The 16,961-nt window shown below is 67.3% G+C and carries 10 protein-coding genes and 1 tRNA gene; 9 read left to right on the top strand and 2 right to left on the bottom strand.

From position 1 onward, the window contains the following. Genes flhA through ACMVO5_RS05455 form a run of 3 tightly spaced genes read left to right on the top strand, consistent with a single transcriptional unit; the run spans nt 1 to nt 3,721 of the window. Nucleotides 1-2,118 (top strand): flagellar biosynthesis protein FlhA, encoded by a 2,118-nt coding sequence (flhA, locus tag ACMVO5_RS05465; protein WP_416909052.1) that lies wholly within the window; start codon nt 1-3, stop codon nt 2,116-2,118. Then, entirely contained in the window at nt 2,118-2,858 is a 741-nt protein-coding gene (gene fliA / locus ACMVO5_RS05460; protein WP_416909051.1) for an RNA polymerase sigma factor FliA, read from the top strand. The genes flhA and fliA overlap by 1 nt, the downstream gene beginning before the upstream one ends. Before the next feature lie 41 nt (nt 2,859-2,899). After that, entirely contained in the window at nt 2,900-3,721 is an 822-nt protein-coding gene (locus ACMVO5_RS05455) for an HpcH/HpaI aldolase/citrate lyase family protein (RefSeq protein ID WP_416909050.1), read from the top strand. Here ACMVO5_RS05455 and ACMVO5_RS05450 read toward each other — a convergent pair. Together ACMVO5_RS05450 and ACMVO5_RS05445 are read right to left on the bottom strand one after the other, a co-directional pair. Then, complete coding sequence (locus tag ACMVO5_RS05450) at nt 3,718-4,755, bottom strand: serine endopeptidase (protein ID WP_416909049.1); 1,038 nt, start codon at nt 4,753-4,755, stop codon at nt 3,718-3,720. The genes ACMVO5_RS05455 and ACMVO5_RS05450 overlap by 4 nt on opposite strands. Nucleotides 4,756-4,785: 30 nt before the next feature. Beyond that, on the bottom strand, nt 4,786-5,796 hold the full coding sequence (locus ACMVO5_RS05445; protein ID WP_416909048.1) for an NAD-dependent epimerase/dehydratase family protein: 1,011 nt from the start codon (nt 5,794-5,796) through the stop codon (nt 4,786-4,788). Between the two features lie 83 nt (nt 5,797-5,879). Here ACMVO5_RS05445 and ACMVO5_RS05440 point away from each other — a divergent pair, with 83 nt between their 5' ends. From ACMVO5_RS05440 to ACMVO5_RS05415, 6 genes are all read left to right on the top strand, one after another. After that, nucleotides 5,880-6,926 (top strand): glycosyltransferase family 4 protein, encoded by a 1,047-nt coding sequence (locus tag ACMVO5_RS05440; RefSeq protein WP_416909047.1) that lies wholly within the window; start codon nt 5,880-5,882, stop codon nt 6,924-6,926. 67 nt (nt 6,927-6,993) lie between these two features. Then, nucleotides 6,994-7,068: transfer RNA gene (locus tag ACMVO5_RS05435), tRNA-Gln, on the top strand. Between the two features lie 151 nt (nt 7,069-7,219). Next, nucleotides 7,220-8,629 (top strand): TolC family protein, encoded by a 1,410-nt coding sequence (locus ACMVO5_RS05430; RefSeq protein ID WP_416909046.1) that lies wholly within the window; start codon nt 7,220-7,222, stop codon nt 8,627-8,629. After that, nucleotides 8,626-10,761, top strand: coding sequence for an ATP-binding cassette domain-containing protein (locus tag ACMVO5_RS05425; protein WP_416909045.1), 2,136 nt, complete (start codon nt 8,626-8,628; stop codon nt 10,759-10,761). Before ACMVO5_RS05430 ends, ACMVO5_RS05425 begins: the two co-directional genes overlap by 4 nt. A gap of 22 nt (nt 10,762-10,783) precedes the next feature. Beyond that, on the top strand, nt 10,784-11,938 hold the full coding sequence (locus tag ACMVO5_RS05420; RefSeq protein ID WP_416909044.1) for an HlyD family efflux transporter periplasmic adaptor subunit: 1,155 nt from the start codon (nt 10,784-10,786) through the stop codon (nt 11,936-11,938). A 127-nt stretch (nt 11,939-12,065) separates the two neighbouring features. Further along, nucleotides 12,066-16,955, top strand: a complete 4,890-nt coding sequence (locus ACMVO5_RS05415) for a choice-of-anchor I family protein (RefSeq protein WP_416909043.1) — start codon at nt 12,066-12,068, stop codon at nt 16,953-16,955. The last annotated feature ends 6 nt before the right edge of the window (nt 16,956-16,961 follow it).

Below are 16,961 nucleotides of genomic sequence, written 5' to 3'. Positions count from 1 at the left end.
ATGGCGGCACTTCTGGCTGGATTTTCAGGCGGGCGCTTCGGGCGGCTGGCGGCGATGGCGGACCCGCGCGGGGCGCTGCTGCCGGTGGCGATTTTGGCGGTGGTGCTGCTGATGGTGGTGCCGCTGCCGTCGTGGTTGCTCGACATCTTCTTCATTCTGAACATCGGCATTGCGCTGATTGTGCTGATGGTGGCGATCAACACGAGGAAGCCGCTCGATTTCTCGGTGTTTCCGACCGTGCTGCTGTTTGCGACGCTGCTCCGGCTGTCTTTGAATGTTGCCTCGACGCGGGTCGTGCTGGTGCGCGGCCATGAGGGGACGGCGGCGGCGGGGCAGGTGATCGAGGCCTTTGGCGGCTTTCTGGTGGCGGGCGATTATGTCGTGGGCCTGTTTGTCTTTGCCGTGCTGATGATCATCAACCTGGTGGTGATCACCAAGGGCGCGGGGCGGGTGTCGGAAGTGGCGGCGCGGTTCACGCTCGATGCGCTGCCGGGCAAGCAGATGGCGATTGATGCCGACATGAACGCCGGGCTGTTGAGCGCCGAGGAGGCGCGGAGCAGGCGCGCCGAAGTGGCGCGCGAGGCGGATTTTCATGGCGCGATGGACGGTGCGTCCAAATTTGTGAAGGGCGATGCGGTGGCGGGCTTGCTCATTCTGGCCATCAATGTGGTGGGCGGATTGATTTTGGGCGCGGTGAGCCATGACCTGACGCTCGCTGAGGCGGCAAAAATCTATCTGCTGCTGGCCGTGGGTGACGGGCTGGTGGCGCAGGTGCCGGCGCTGCTCTTGTCGATTGCCACCGCCATGGTGGTGACGCGCGTGGGCTCGGAGATGGACCTGGCGGGGCAGGTGGTGGGCCAGTTTTCGGAAGGGAAGAGCTGGACGCCGGTGGCGGTGATGCTGGGGCTGATGGGGGTGTTGCCGGGGATGCCGCATCTGGTGTTGCTGGCGGGTGCGAGCGCTGCGGGATGGGCGGCGTGGAAGCTGCGGCGCGTGGTGACCATCGAGGCGGTGGCGGAGAGCGACGCGGGCGAGGCGGCGGCGGCGCGCGCCGGGATTGAATGGGCCGAGGTGAGCGATGCGTCGCCGGCCGGGCTGGAGCTGGGCTTCGGGCTGGTGAGCCTTGTCGATGAAGCAAAGGGCAGCCCGCTGATGGGGCGGATCACGGCGATCAGGCGGCAGCTTTCGAAAACGCTGGGGCTGGTGGTGCCGCCGGTGAGGGTGCGGGACGACCTGGCGCTGCCGCCCTTTCAGTACCGGATCGTGATTTCGGGCGTGGTGGTGGGCGAGGACATGGCCTTTCCCGATGACATGCTGGCGATTGAGGCGGGGCCGGTGGAGGCGGCGATTCCGGGGCGCGAGGTGCGCGACCCGGCCTTTGGCCTGCCGGCGCGCTGGATTGACCCGGCCGAGGCCGATCTGGCGACGGCTGCGGGCTATACGGTGGTGGATGCCGCGAGCGTGATCGGCACGCATCTGAATCATCTGCTGGGGCTGCATGCGCACCGGCTGGTGGGGCAGGATGAGGTGCAGGCGATGCTGGATACGCTGGCCGAGAGCGCGCCGGCGCTGGCGGGTGCGCTGGTGCCCAAGCTGCTGCCGCTGCATGTGGTGACGCAGGTGGTGCAGCGGCTGGTGGAGGAGGGCGTTCCGCTGCGCGATGTGCGCACGCTGGTGGGGGCGCTGGTGGCGCTTGCGGCACGGACGCAGGACCCGGACGAGCTGGCCGAGATGGTGCGCGGCCCCCTTGGGCCGGCGATCGTGCAGACGCTGGCCGGGCTGAAGGAGCCGCTGGCGGCGATTGCGCTGGCGCCTGAGCTGGAGAGCCTGCTGGTGGGCGCGGTGAAGGCCGCACCCGGCCAGCCCTGGCCCTTTGACCCCGAGCTTGGCGGGCGGGTGGGCGAGGCGGTGAGCCGGGCGGCGGCGCCCTTGATTGGCGAGGGGCGGCGCTTTGCGATCGTGACCGTGCCGACCGTGCGCCGGGCGCTTTGGACGCTTTTGAAGGTGCGGCTGCCGCAGCCGGTGGTGCTCGCCTTTGGCGAGATTCCCGATGAGCGGACGGTTGATGTTGTGGCGGTGGTTGGCGGGGCTGACCAGCTGGCGATGGGAGAGGCTTGATGGACGCGCGGCTTGGCATTGATGCAGCGCTGTATAGTGCGACACCGGCGGCAAAGCCGGACCCGGAGCGGCTGGTGCAGGGCCATCTGGGGCTGGTGCGCAAGATTGCCTGGCATGTGCATGGCCGGGTTTCGAGCGCCATTGATGTCGAGGATCTGGTGCAGATCGGCATGGTCGCCTTGATCGAGGCGGCGCGGGCCTTTGAGGACCGGGGGCAGGCGGCCTTTGCCACCTATGCGACGATGCGGGTGCGGGGCGCGATGATCGACCAGCTGAGGAAGGGGGCGACGCTGGTGCGCTCGGCGATGCGGCGGCGGCGCGAATGGGGGGCGGTGCAGCGCCGGCTGCACGGCGAACTGGGCCGGGCGCCGGACGATAGCGAAATGGCGGCCGAACTGGGCATTACGCTGGAGGCCTATCAGGCGGCGCAGGCGAGCATGGCGACGACGCATGTCGAGAATATCGACGACGTTTATTCCGATCATAACGACTGGTTTGCCAGCGACGAGCCGGATGCGCATGAGGTGCTGGCGCGCGAGCGGATGCAGGCGGCGATTGCGGCGGTGGTGAAGACGCTGCCCGAGCGCGAGGCGATGGTGCTCCAGCTTTACTTTGTCGAGGAGCTGAATTTGGAGGAGATCGGGCAGGTGCTGGGCGTGGGCGCGGCGCGAGTGTGCCAGATCAAGAAGGCGGCGCTCGACAAGCTGCGCGGCAAGCTTTCGGGGTGGCAGGACGACTGAGCTTGTGCCAAGCGAAGGCCCGTGATGACGGGAGGCGCTTGATGACTGGGGTGATGCGCACGGTGCTTTATGTGCCGGCGAACCGCGACGGCGCGGTGGCGCGGGCGCGGGGGCTGGATGTGGACGCGGTGATTTTGGACCTTGAGGATGCGGTGCAGCCTGAAGACAAGGAGAAGGCGCGCGAGCTGGCCTGGCTGGCGATAGTGTCCGATACGTGGCGCGCGCCTTCGCGGATGATCCGGGTGAACGGGCTTTCGACGCCCTGGGCGGAGGGGGATTTCGAGACGGCGCGCAGCCTTGTGCTGGCGGCGGTGGTGGTGCCCAAGGTGGAGAGCGAGGCCGAGGCGGCGCGGGCGGTGGCGATGAACGAGGGCAGGCCGATCTGGGCGATGATCGAGACGCCGAAGGGGGTTTTGGCGGCGGCCGAGATTGCCGCTGTGCCGGGCGTGACGGCGCTGATGGCGGGGCTGGCCGACATGGGCGTGGAGTTGCGGGCGCAGGCGGACGCCGGGCGGAGTGCGTTTCAATATGCGCTGGGGGCGATTTTGATGGCGGCGCGGGCGGCGGGGATTTTGGCGATTGACGGGGTTTATGCCGATATCCGTGACGGGGACGGCTTTCTGGCGGAGGCGCGGCAGGGGCGGATGCTGGGCTTTGACGGCAAGTCGCTCATTCACCCCGACCAGGTGGCGCCGTGCATGACGGCCTTTGCGCCGAGCGCGCAGGAGCTTTCGGACGCCAAGGGGATGATTGCGGCTTATGAGACGGCGCTGGCGCAGGGGCGCGGGGTGGCGACCTACAAGGGCCGGATGGTCGAGGTGTTGCATGTCGCCGAGGCGCGGCGGCTGTTGGGGCTGGCCTAGCGCGCCGAGGCTGTGCCGCAGGCGTGGCAATAGGGGGCGAAGGCGTTTTTGCGGGTGTTGCAATTGGCGCAACGGTCGAACAGGCCGATGCCGCAGTGCGGGCAGAAGTCGATTGCGTCATTCTTGAAATCGACCGGGCGCTCGCATGAGGGGCAGGCGGATTTGCTCATGCGGATGAGCGCCGTGTCATAGGTGAGGGTCTGGCGGCGGAGCGGCTCGGGCTGGGTTTCGGCGGACTTTTGCGCTTCGAGATAGCGGTTGGCGGCCGCAATGGCCCAGCGGCCGATGATGAGGGTGAGGAGGATGCCGACGCCGAAGCGGACATAGCCGCCGTAGCTGGGCAGATAGGGGACGAGCTCGACGAAGAAGGCGAACAGGGCGAAGAGGATGAAGCCCCAGACGAAGGGCCAGTATTTGCTCTTTCGCTGCTTTTTGAACAGCCAGCCGGCGACGGCGAGGAGCGGCAGGGTGAGGGCGAGGCGGTAGAGGAAGACGCGCAGCTCGGCAGCCTCCAGGGCGTCGGCATAGGCGTCGTCGGCGGCATTGAGCAGGGGCTGCATCTGGGCGTTGATACGGTCGAGCGCCTGGCGGGCGTCGAGCTGGGCCTTGCGCTGGGCTTCGACGGCGATGCGGGTGCGGTCGGCATCGGCCTTGAGCTCGTCCAATTGGGCGGTGCGGGCGATGAGTTCGGAGTCCTGATCGGGGCGCTGCGTGGCGGTGCGGGTGGCGAGCCAGTTTTCGAAGGATTCGCGGGCGGAATTATAGACCTGGCGGCTGCTGTCGGCGGCGAGGCGGGCTTGGTCGAGCGCGGCATTGGCCTCGGTGAGGGCGGTTTCGGCGGCGGTGCGCTCGGCGCGCAGGGGGGCGATGGCTTTGGCGTCGATGAAGGTTTCGCGGCTGATGTCGGCCTCGACTTGCGGCAGATCGGAGACGATGGTGCCGCCCAGCCCGATGAGGAAGGCGGCGAAGACGAGGGCGAGCACCCACAGGCCGCGGTTGAACCAGGTTTCGGAGAGGCGCAAGCTGCGGGCCATGGCTCTGGATGGACGGGCGCGGGGCTGTCGTCAATCGGGCGTGTGATAGGCCTGATACCAGCGGACGAAGGCGGGGATGCCGGTTTCGAGGGGGGTCTTGGGGGCATAGCCGAGATTTTGGCGGGCGGGCGTGATGTCGGCCCAGGTGGCTTCGACGTCGCCGGGCTGCATGGGGAGATGGTCGAGGCGCGGCGTGGTGTGGCAGGCCTGGGCGAGGATGGTGATGAGGGCCGAGAGCGGCTGGGGCTGGTCGTTGCCGAGATTGTAGAGGGCGTGGGGGGTGGTGTAGCCGCCGGGCTTGGGCTGGCCGTTGCTCTGAGGCGGGGCATCGAGGGCGGCGAGCGTGCCGGCGACGATGTCATCGATGTAGGTGAAATCGCGGCGCATGTTGCCGTGATTGTAAAGCGGCAGGGGCTGGCCGGCGAGCAGCCGCTCGGTGAAGCGCCACAGCGCCATGTCGGGGCGGCCCCAGGGGCCGTAGACGGTGAAGAAACGCAGGCCCGTGAGGGGGATTTGATAAAGCTGCGCGTAGGATTCGGCGAGGAGCTCACCGGCGCGCTTGGTGGCGGCGTAGAGCGAGACGGGGGTGTCGGCGGGCACATCGGCGCTGAAGGGCAGCGGGCTCTTGTTGCCATAGACCGAGCTGGAGGAGGCATAGACCATATGGGCGACGCGGGCATGGCGGGCGACTTCGAGGAGGGCCAGATGGCCGGTCAGGTTGCTGTGCGCATAGCTCATCGGGGCATCGAGGCTATGGCGGACGCCGGCCTGGGCGCCGAGATGGAGGATGTGGCTGGGGGTGTCGGGGCCGATGGCGGCGGCGAGTGCCTCCGGGTCGGCGAAATCGGCCTTTGCGAAGCGGAAAGCCGGATGCGGGCCGATCAGGCTTTCAAGGCGGGCGTGTTTGAGGGCGGGGTCGTAATAGGGGTTCAGATTGTCGATGCCGATGACGCGGTCGCCGCGGGCGAGCAGGGCCTTGGTGCAGTGCGCGCCGATGAAGCCGGCGGCGCCTGTGACGAGAATGATGCGACTGTGGCTCATGGGACACGATATTGGCGCCATCGCGGCTTGGCGACCAGCAAAAACGGGTGCATGAGCGGGACGCAGGCAAAAGGAGTCGCGGTTTGAACGATCCGGAGATGCTGCAGATCTGCCTTGGAATGGGGGCGCTGGGGCTGGCGCTGGCGCTGGTGATCGGCTGGCTGGCCGACCCGATTGGCCGGGCGCTGGGGCTGCTGGACTGGCCGGACACGGACGGCGGGCGCAAACGGCACGTGAAGGTGACGCCGCTGGTGGGCGGGCTGGCGCTGACGCTGGCGAGTGTGACGGCGGCGCTGGTGACGCGCAGCGGGGCGGCGCCGCAGGTGGCGCATGACCTGGGCTGGCTGGCGGCGGCGGTGGGGGTGATGTTTCTGATCGGGGTGAGCGATGACCGGTTTCACCTCTCGCCGGTGGTGCGGCTGCTGGCGGCGATGGTGATGCTGATGCTGGTGATCTCGCAGGCGAGCGATTTTTCGCTGGCGTTTCTTTATTTCGGACCTGCCGAGCTGCTGCTTCTGGGCGCGGCTGGCGCGGGGTTCACGCTGATCTGCCTGCTGGGGCTGTTGAATGCGGTCAATATGGCGGACGGCAAGAATGGCGTGGTGATCGGGCAGGGGCTGATCTGGTCGATGGTGCTGGCGGTGCATCTGCCGCAGCCGTTCTGGCCGGTGTTGGCAGCGGCGGTGGGGGTGCTGGTCGGGCTGATGTGGGCCAATATGCGCGGACGGCTGTTTTTGGGCGATGGCGGCAGCTATGCGATTTCGACGCTGTTCGGGCTTTTGGCGGTGTTGAGCTACAATCTGGGGTTTGAGGGCTGGGGCGCGGATGATGTGGCGCTGCTGTTTGCGGTGCCGGTGATGGACACGGTGCGGCTGATGGTGGTGCGGCTGGCGCGGCGGCGCTCGCCCTTTGAGGGCGACCGCGACCATCTGCACCATCATCTTCATGCGCGGCTGGGCTGGCCGCGCGGGCTGTTTGTCTATCTGGCGCTGGTGGCGCTGCCCAATGGGGCGGCGCTGGCCTGGCCGGGCACGGGGCTGGTGTGGCTGGCGCTGACCGGCGTGGCCTATGCGATGATCATCCGGATGACGACGGCCGAGCCGGAAGCGCTGGCGGACCCGGCGGAATAGCGGCGGAATAGCGACCGTGTGGGGGCTTGATGCGGGCGCGGCGCTGGCCTAGGGCGTGGCGGCGCATTGGGGCGTAGCCAAGCGGTAAGGCAGCGGTTTTTGGTACCGCCATGCGGAGGTTCGAATCCTCCCGCCCCAGCCAGGTTTTTCGGTGGCGCGTTGAACGCGGCTTTGGCGCGCTGTCATCAATTCATCAGAAAAGTGAAATATTTTCTTCGCATCGCAGGACTAGGTGCGGGGGTCTGGTGGGCGTGCGCTGGTGGCGCCGGGCCGATTGTTTCACGGGATGGTGGATGGGGGCTGCAAGCGTTTCGACTTTGGCGCTGCCCTTGCTGGCGTTGATGCTGGCGGTGCCGGGCGCGCTCGGCGCGCAGACTGGCTATGGGCCGGGTTATGGGCCGCCGGTGCAGGGCCGGGCGGCGATGGGCGAGGCTTTGGTCTTGCCGCCCGAGGTGGTGCCGCCGGCGCTTCAGGAGGCGGTCGGGGCGGCGGTGCAGGGCTATCCGGCCGTGGCAGGGGCGCGCGCCGAGGCGACGGCGCGCGAGGCTGATCTGCGCGGCGCCAAGTGGCAGCGGTTTCCCAGCCTGACCGTTGATGCGCTGGCGCTGGGCGGCGGCAACCAGTTCAACAATGACAATGGGCTTGTGGCCAATGTGACGGTGGAGCAGCCGCTGTGGACGGGCGGGCGGATAAATGGCGGGATTGACCGGGCGGAGGCGCTGCTGACGGCGGGCGGCAATGCGGTGCGCGAGACGCAGATGGACATCGCGCTGCGCACGGTTCAGGCCTATTATGATCTGGTGTTTTCCACGCGGCGCGAGGCCATCATTCGCGCCGGACTGGCCCGGCAGCAGCGGCTGGTGGACACGATTGGACGGCGGGTGGCGCAGGAGGTGTCGCCGCGCGCTGATCTTGAGCTGGCGCGCTCGCGCATTGCCCAGCTGGAGCAGGATCTGGCCGCGACACTGGGCCAGCGCCAGACCAGCTACAACCAGCTGCTTCAGCTTGTGGGCCGGGCGCAATTTGATCTGGGGCCGGTGCCGGTGTGGCGCGCCCGCAAGGTGGCGGGCGTGGACGAGGCGGCGATCCAGCGGGCGCTGGAATGCAGCCCGCAGATCGCGCGGCTGCAGTTTGAGACGCAGGCGGCCGAGGCCGAGCGCAAGGTGGCGCGGGGCAGCCTGTTTCCGCAGCTGGTGGCGCAGGCCTCGCGCAACGAGGTGACGGGGACGCGCGCCGGGCTGGCGCTGAGGCTGCAGACCGGCAATGGCCTGTCGCAGGTGGCGGCGGTGAGCAGTGCGGCGTCGCGGATTGATGCGCTGACCTTTCAGCGGCTGGAGGCCGAGCGCGACCTTGGCAATGCGGTGCAGCAGGACCTTGTGATCGAGGGCGCGGCGCGCAGCCGCGCCGAGGCCGGCAGCCGCGCGGCCGAAGCGTCTGACCTGGTGACGGCCTCTTATGAGCGGCAGTTTCTGGCCGGCCGGCGGACCTGGCCGGATGTGATGAACGCGGTGCGCGAGGCGCTGGCGGCCGAGCTTTCCGTGGCCGAGGCCGAGACCTCGGCGATGGCGGCGACGGCGCGGATCTTGCTCAGAAGCTGTGCATGGGCGCCGGCGATGGCGGGGGATGACGAGCGCGCCATGAAGGCTGCGGTTGCGGCGATGCCTGCTCCGGAGGCGAGACCCCTGCCGGAGGCGATGCCATGACGGGGGCGTATCCGGTGGGGGATTTGCGCGCGGCGGTGGCGGGGCTGGCGCGGGCGCGGGGGCTGCCGCTGGCGCCGGCCTGGGCGGCGGAGGTGGACGGCGATGCGGCTGCGCGGGACTGGGCGAGTGACAGCGCGCTGGGGCTGCTGACGGCGCGGCTGGGCTGGCCGGCGGCCGTCGCGCTGGCGGCGCGGCCGCGGCCGGACGAGTTTCCGCTGCTGGTGTTTGCGCCGGGGCGCGGCTGGGCGGTGGCCGAGCAATGGGCGCATGAGGATGCGCTGCGGCTGGCGGGTTCGGCGGAGCTGCTGCCGTTTTCGAGCGCGCTGGCCTTTCATGAGCTGGCGCTGCCCGACCCGCTGCGCTCGGGCGAGAGCCCGACGGCGATTGCCGTGTTCTGGCGGGCGATCATGCGGCGCAAGCAGGTGATCGGCATGGCGGCGCTGGCCACCGTCTTTGCCAATCTGCTGACGCTGGCGACCTCGCTCTATTCGATGCAGGTCTATGACCGGGTGATCCCGCTGGGCAGCACCAGCACGCTTTATGTTCTGAGCATCGGTGTGGTGTTTGCGCTGGGGCTGGATTTTGTGTTGCGCGTGCTGCGCGCGGTGATGATCGAGCGCGAGGCGGCCGAGATTGATGCCGAGGTGTCGGAATATTTCTTCGCGCGCTCGCAGGCGGTGCGGCTGGATGCGCGGCCGCCGGGTGTGGGCACCATGGCAGCGCAGCTGCGCGGGCTGGAGCAGGTGCGCTCGGTGATGTCGTCGGGCTCGCTGTTTCTGATTGCCGACCTGCCCTTTGCGCTGTTGTTCATCTTGGTGATCGGCTATATCGGCGGGGTGGTGGCGATTGTGCCGGTGATCAGCCTGCCGATCGCGCTGGCGATTGCCTTCGGGCTGGGCCGGATGATCCGCAAGGGCACCGACCGGACGCAGGTGAGCAGCAACCGCAAGAACGGGATGCTGGTGGAGGCGCTGGACGCGGCGGAATCGATCAAGGCCAATCAGGGCGGCTGGTTCATGCTGGGGCGGTGGAACCGGCTGGTGCGCGAGGTGCACAGCTATGAGGACCCGGTGAAGCGGACCTCGGCGATTGCGGCCTCGGTGTTTCAGCTGTTGCAGCAGCTGGCCTATGTGGCGGTGATGGCGGTGGGCGCGCTGGCGGTGGGGGCGGGCGAGCTGACGGCGGGCGGGCTGCTGGCCTGCTCGATCATTGCCGGGCGCATCAATGGGCCGCTGGTGGCGATGCTGCCGAATTTGATCGTGCAATGGGGCTTTGCGCGGTCTTCGTTGCGCGCGCTCGACGGGATATTGGCGCTGCCGGTCGACCGGCCGGAGGGCAGCGCCCGGCTGCGGCCCTCAGTGTTGGTGGCGCCGCTGCGCGCGAGCGGAGTGAGCTTTGGCTATGCGGGCGGGCGCGAGGCGGTGAATGTGCCGGCGCTTGAGATCAGGGCGGGCGAGCGGGTGGCGATCATCGGCGGGGTGGGCTCGGGGAAATCGACGCTGCTGCGGATGCTGGCGGGGCTTTACCGGCCGCAGGCGGGCAGCATCACCATCGGCGGGCTTGAGCTGGACCAGATTGCCGAGGATGTGCTGCGCGGGCATATTGGCTATCTGCCGCAGGATGTGCGGCTGGTGAACGGCTCGCTGCGCGACAATATGACGATTGGCCTTGGCCATGTGAGCGACGACGACATTCTGAAATGCGCCGGCCAGACCGGGCTGGGCGCGATGATCGCCGGGCATCCGCATGGGCTTGACCTGGCGATCCGCGAGGGCGGCACCGGGCTTTCGGGGGGGCAGCGCAGCCTGGTGGGGCTGAACCGGCTGCTGCTGGCGCGGCCCGGCGTGTTGCTGCTGGATGAGCCGACGGCCAACCTTGACCAGGCGAGCGAGCGGGCGGTGTTTGCCGCCCTTGATGCGGCGCTGCCGGCGGACGGGATGCTGGTGATGGTGACGCACCGGCTGCAGCTGTTGCCGCGCTTCGAGCGGGTGTTGGTGATGGTGGGCGGCAAGATCATCTCTGACGGGCCGGTGGCGGAGATGCTGGCGCGGCAGCCGGCGGCGGCGCAGGCGCGGCGCGCGGCGGGGCGGGCAACTGGGGGCGGATTGAAGGCCGCCGTGATGAAAAGCTGAGCGGACAACAGGGGCAACCATCATGCGTGTCACGCTCAAGCCTTCGGGGCTGATCATATTGGCGATTGCCGGCGGGCTGGTGCTGTTTCTGCTCTGGTCGCTCTGGGCCGAGCTGGACCAGATCACCCGGGCGCCGGGCAAGGTGATTCCGCTGGGGCGGGTGCAGATTGTGCAGAGCGCGGACGGCGGGGTGATCGAGCGGATTCTGGTGCGCGAGGGCGATCTGGTGGAGCGTGGGCAGCTGCTGGTGGCGCTGGAGAAGGTGAAGCTGGAGGCCGGGGTGGAGGAGGCGCGGGCCAAGGTGGCGGCGCTGAAGAGCCGGATGGCGCGGATCGATGCCGAGCTTTTCGACAAGCCGCTGGCCTTTCCGGAGGATGTGTTGCCCTACCGCGATTTTGTTGCCAACCAGCGGCAGCTTTATCAGCGCCGGCGCGCGGCCCTTGGGGCGGAGATCCGCTCGCTGGAGGCGACGCGGGCGCTGATGCGCGAGGAGCTGGCGCTCAATCAGCCGCTGGTCGAGACCGGCGACGTGTCGCGCTCGGAGATGATCCGCATGCAGCGCGGCATTGTCGAGATTCAGGGGCAGATTTCCAATCGCCGCAGCCGCTATATCGAGGAATTGCAGACCGAATTTGCCAGCACCGAGGAGGAGCTGGTGACCGCCGAGCAGATTTTGGCGCAGCGCGAGGATGCGCTGGGCGCGGCCGATCTGGAGGCGCCGACCGACGGCATTGTGAAGAACGTGCGGCTGACGACGGTGGGCGGGGTGTTGCGGCCGGGTGACGAGGTGTTGCAGATCGTGCCGACCGGCGAGCGGCTGATCGTGGAGGCGCAGGTGCCGCCGCGCGACATTGCCTTTGTGAAGACCGGCCAGACGGCCTCGATCAAGTTCGATACCTACGATTTGGCGGTTTATGGCGCGGGGACGGGGACGGTCTCTTACATCAGCCCGGACACGCTGACCGAGGCGCGCGAGCGCGGCGGCGACAATATCTATTACCGGGTCAATCTGGATGTCGACATCAGCCAGATGCGGCCGCGGCGCGCCGATGAGCGGATCGAGATTCAGCCGGGCATGACGGTGACGGCGGAGATCAAGACCGGGCAGAGCACGGTGTTCCGCTATCTGACCAAGCCGATTTTGAAGACGGCGTCGGAGGCGATGGTCGAACGCTGAGGGGGTTTCACAATATTGAAACCTAACTCGCATCAATCCATCACAAACAATTTCTAAGGATGTTGCGGGGTTTCACCATTCGCTACTCGCGCGGCCCGTTGGCCGGCTGAACATCTGGGAGAACGACATGACGCTCGAAGTCACTGGCAAGGTTGCGGCTGAAGCGGCGGGCAATGAGGCTGACACCAGCGCTCGCTTGGTGGTTGTTCCCGAGGCCCTGCCGGTGGTGGAGGCGGCCGTGGCTGCGCCTGTGCTGAGTGATGCGACGCCGGTGGTGTTTGCGAAGAAGCGCAAGGATGAGGACGGCGAGCCGGCGGCGGATGGGCAGGCGGCGGACGAGACGGCAGGCGATACGGCAGAGGCCGGTGTGCAGATGGCCAGCCTCGATTCGGGTCTGGCCGAGGGCTTTGGGTCCGAAGGTTTTGCGAGCGATTTTGATGCCGATGGCGGGGCGGGACAGGCCGGTGAAGGCGCGGCGTCGGGCGGCGCGGCCGGCGGCGGTTCGGGCACGCTCTATGCGGCGCTTGGCGCGCTGGCCGTGACGGGCGGGATTGTCGCCCTCACGCGGAATACCGGCGAGGATCTGCCTGAGATCGCGCCTGACACGGCGGCGCCGGGGGCGCCGACCGGGCTGGATCTGGCGGCGGCCGACGACACGGGCGTTTCGGACAGCGACAATCTGACCAACCGGACCACGGGGCTGACGGTTTCGGGCACAGCCGAGCCGAATGCGCGCATCGACTTCTTTGATGGCGCGACCAATATCGGGGCGACCAACGCCAGCAACACCGGCGCGTTCAGCCGTGACCTGACGCTGCCGGAGGGCACGCGGTCGATCACGGTGCGCGCCACCGATGCTGGCGGCAATGTCAGCGTGGCCTCGGCGCCGCTGGTGATCACGGTGGATGCGGCGGCGGCGACGGCGCCGAGCGGGCTGGATCTGGACGCGCTGGATGACAATGGTGCATCGAGCAGCGACAACGTCACCGACCAGACCGAGGGGCTGACGATCAGCGGCGCGGCGGAAGCCGGCAGCCGGGTCGAGCTGTTTGACGGCACGACCAGCCTGGGCACGACCACGGCCGGCAGCGACGGCCGGTTCAGCCTTGATGTGACCCTGCCGTCGGGTGAGCGCTCGGTGACGGCGCGGGCGACCGATACGGCGGGCAATGTCAGCCCGGCGTCGGCGCCGCTGGTGATTTCGGTGGGCGCTGGCCCCGAGGTCATCAATGCCAGCATCGATGCGCTCGGCGATGTGGTGACGCTGTATTTCAACGAGACGCTCGACATGATGAGCGCGCCGATGGCGACCAGCTTCACGGTGATGCAGGGCGACGAGATCACGGTGACCGACCTGAATGTGGCCGGCAACCGCATCACGCTGCGGCTGAGCGAGGCGCTGGCGACGGACGGCGAAGTGACCGTGGCCTATGAGGGCACGGGGGTTGTCGACCTGTTCGGCAATGAGGCGCCGGGCTTTGCGCCCTTCGAGGTGACCAACCGGCTGGACGTGACTGGCAACCGGTCGATCAACTTTGGCGCGACCTCGACGCTGGAACTGGCCGGGGCCGAGATTTCGGCCTTTGACCCGCAGACCAACCGCATTTTCGTGACCTCGGGCAGTGGTTTGCAGGTGGTGTCGGTGGATGCCGACCTGGGGCTGACGCTGCTGGGCACGATCAGCCTGGGCACCAATGACATCAGCAGCGTGGCGGTGTCGAACGGCCTTGTGGCGGTCGCGGTGATTGCCGAGGACAAGACGCAGCCGGGCAGCGTGTTCATCTTTGAAAGCGACGAGAGCGATTTCGCTGATCCGGACATTCTTGGCACGATTGCGGTGGGTGCCAACCCGGACATGGTGACCTTCACGCCCGATGGCAGCAAGATCCTGGTCGCCAATGAAGCCGAGCTGGATGAGGCCGGCACCGATGCCGAAGGCTCGGTGAGCATCATCGACATTTCGGGCGGGGTGGCTGGCGCCACCGTGACCACGGCGGGCTTTGCGGCGTTCAATGACCGGCTGGACGAGCTGAAGGCGGCCGGGGTGCGGCTGTTTGCCGGCGAGGAGGGCTTTGAGACCACCACGGTCGCGCAGGACCTGGAGCCGGAATATATCGCCATCACCGAGGATGGCACACGCGCGTTCATCACGCTGCAGGAGAATAATGCAGTGGCCGTGCTCGACATTGCGTCGGCCACCATCACCGATGTCGTGCCGCTGGGGCTGAAGGGCTTTGAGGGGCTGCTGGCCGATTTCTCCGACCGGGACGATGGCATCAACCTGACGCGTGACAATCCGGTGTTCGGCCAGTTCATGCCGGATGCGATTGCCTCGTTCACCGGGGCGGATGGGCGCAGCTATTTCGTCATTGCCAATGAGGGCGATGACCGCGACGACTTCCTGCCCGAGTTTCTCGATGGCTTTGAGGAAGCGACGCGGATCAAGGACCTCGACCTTGACCCGACGATCTTCCCCGATGCCGCAGCGCTGCAGGCGGATGATGTCATCGGCCGTCTGGGCGTGTCCAATGCGCCGGGCAACAATGGCGACTTGGACGGCGACGGCGATATCGACCAGCTGCTGACCTATGGGGCGCGCTCCTTCTCGATCTTGGACGAGAATGGCACGATCGTCTTCGACAGCGCCTCGCATATCGAGCAGTTCATTGCGCTGGGCGGCGTCTTTGACGGGCCGGGGACTGGCCTGTTCGACGATGGGCGTTCGGATAACAAGGGGCCTGAGCCGGAGGGCATCACCACGGGCGTGTTCGGCGAGTCCGTGCTGGCCTTTGTGGCGATTGAGCGCGGCGGCGGCGGCACGATGATCTATGACGTGACCGACCCCGGCAATGTGCAGTTCGTGCAATATGTGCGTGGCCTGACCGACGTCAGCCCGGAAGGCCTGGTCTATATCAGCGCCGAGGACAGCCCGACGGGCGAGGCGACGCTGCTGGTTTCGAACGAGGTTTCGAACACGCTGACGGCGATCACCATCACGCCGGCGACGACCTATACGCTGCAGCTGCTGCACTTTGCCGATGGCGAGGCCGGGCTGCTGGCGTCGCAGACGGCGCCGAACATGGCGGCGCTGATCGACGCCTTTGAAGACGATTATGTCAACTCAATCACGCTGGCGGGCGGCGACAACTTCATTCCCGGCCCGTTCTTCGCCGCCGGGGCCGACCCGTCGATCACCAGCGTGCTGCCGGGCGGCAATGCCCAGGGCCGGGTCGATATCGCCATCCATAATGCGATGGGCGTGCAGGCCTCGGCGATCGGCAACCATGAGTTTGACTTTGGCAGCGATGGCTTCCGCACGGCCTTTGCGCCTTCGGGTTCATGGGTGGGGGCGCAATTCCCCTATGTTTCGGCCAACCTTGATTTCTCGGGTGACAGCACGCTCAATTCGCGCTTCACCGAGACGCTGGATGCGGGCGGGCTGGAGAATGCGGCCAACCTCAACGGCCGGATCGTGCCGTCGGCTGTGATCGAGGAAAATGGCGAGAATATCGGCATTGTCGGGGTGACGACGCAGCTTCTGGAGCAGATCAGTTCGCCGACCGGCACTGAGGTGAAGGGCTTCCCGACCGGGCCGGGCGCCAATGGTGAGGCGGATAATATGGCGCTGCTGGCCGAACAGCTGCAGCCTTATGTCGATGACCTGATTGCGCAAGGCGTGAACAAGATCATCCTGCTCTCGCACCTGCAGTTGCTGGGCAATGAGCGGGCGCTGGCACCGCTGCTCGAAGGTGTCGACATCATCGTGGCGGCCGGCTCCAACACCCGGCTGGGTGACGCCGATGATGTGGCGGTGGACTTCCCCGGCCATGCCGCGGATTTTGCCGATAACTATCCGATCGTGACCGAAGGGGCTGACGAACTGCCGACGCTGATCGTCAACACCGACAATGAATATACCTATCTGGGCCGGCTGGTGGTCGATTTCGACGCCGAGGGCGTGATCATCACCGAAAGCCTTGAGGGCCGTGTCTCGATCAACGGGGCCTATGCCTCGACGGCGGAGACTGTGGCGGCGGCCTGGGGTGTGGACGAGGCCGACCTTGACACCACCGCCTTTGCCGACGGCACGCGCGGCGCCGAGGTGCGGGCGCTGACCGATGCGGTACAGGCCGTGATCGACGTCAAGTCTTCGAATGTCTTCGGCTTCTCCGATGTCTATCTGGAAGGCGCGCGGGCGGCGGTGCGCAATGAGGAGACCAACCTTGGCTCCGTTTCGGCCGATGCCAATGCCGATGCGGCGCGCGATGCGCTGGGTCTGGCGCCGACCGATGTGATTGTGTCGCTGAAGAATGGCGGCGGCATCCGCGCGCAGATCGGCACCGTGTCGGCGCCGAAGGAAGACGGGACGGTCGACTTCCTGCCCAATCCGGGCGGCGAGGTGAGCCAGCTTGATGTCGAGAATTCGCTGCGCTTCAACAATGCGCTGATGATCTTCGAGACGACGCCGCAGGGGCTGCTCAACATCCTCAATAACCCGGCGGCGACGACGCCCAACAATGGCGGCTTCTTCCAGCTGGGCGGGGTGCAGGTGAGCTATGACCCCGGCCGCGACGCGGGCGACCGTGTTCGCGACATTGCGCTGGTGGATGAGCTTGGCAACAAGGTGGCGGCCATTGCCGATGACGGCATGGTGGTGGACGGGGCGCCGGCGACGATCACGGTGGTGGCGCTCAACTTCACCGCCAATGGCGGCGACGGCTATCAGATCAAGGCCAATGGCAGCAACTTCCGCTTCCTGCTTGATGACGGCACGGTGTCGGCGGCGGTCGATCCTTCGCTGAGCTTCACCTCGGGTGACGTGGTCCCGGCCAATGCGCTGCGCGAGCAGCAGGCCTTTGCCGAATATTTCGAGGAGAATTTCGGCACGCCCGAGACGGCGTTCGACCTGGCGGAGACGTCGCAGGAGTTTGACCTGCGCATCCAGAACCAGGCGGTTCGCGAGGACACGGTTCTCGACGGGCTTGGCATGGTCATGATGATGACCGAGTTCGCCTGAGCGACG

This window comes from Polymorphobacter sp., assembly GCF_048007885.1.
In the GTDB taxonomy this organism is placed as follows: domain Bacteria; phylum Pseudomonadota; class Alphaproteobacteria; order Sphingomonadales; family Sphingomonadaceae; genus Sandarakinorhabdus.
This window is presented reverse-complemented; position numbering and strand designations above follow the sequence as displayed.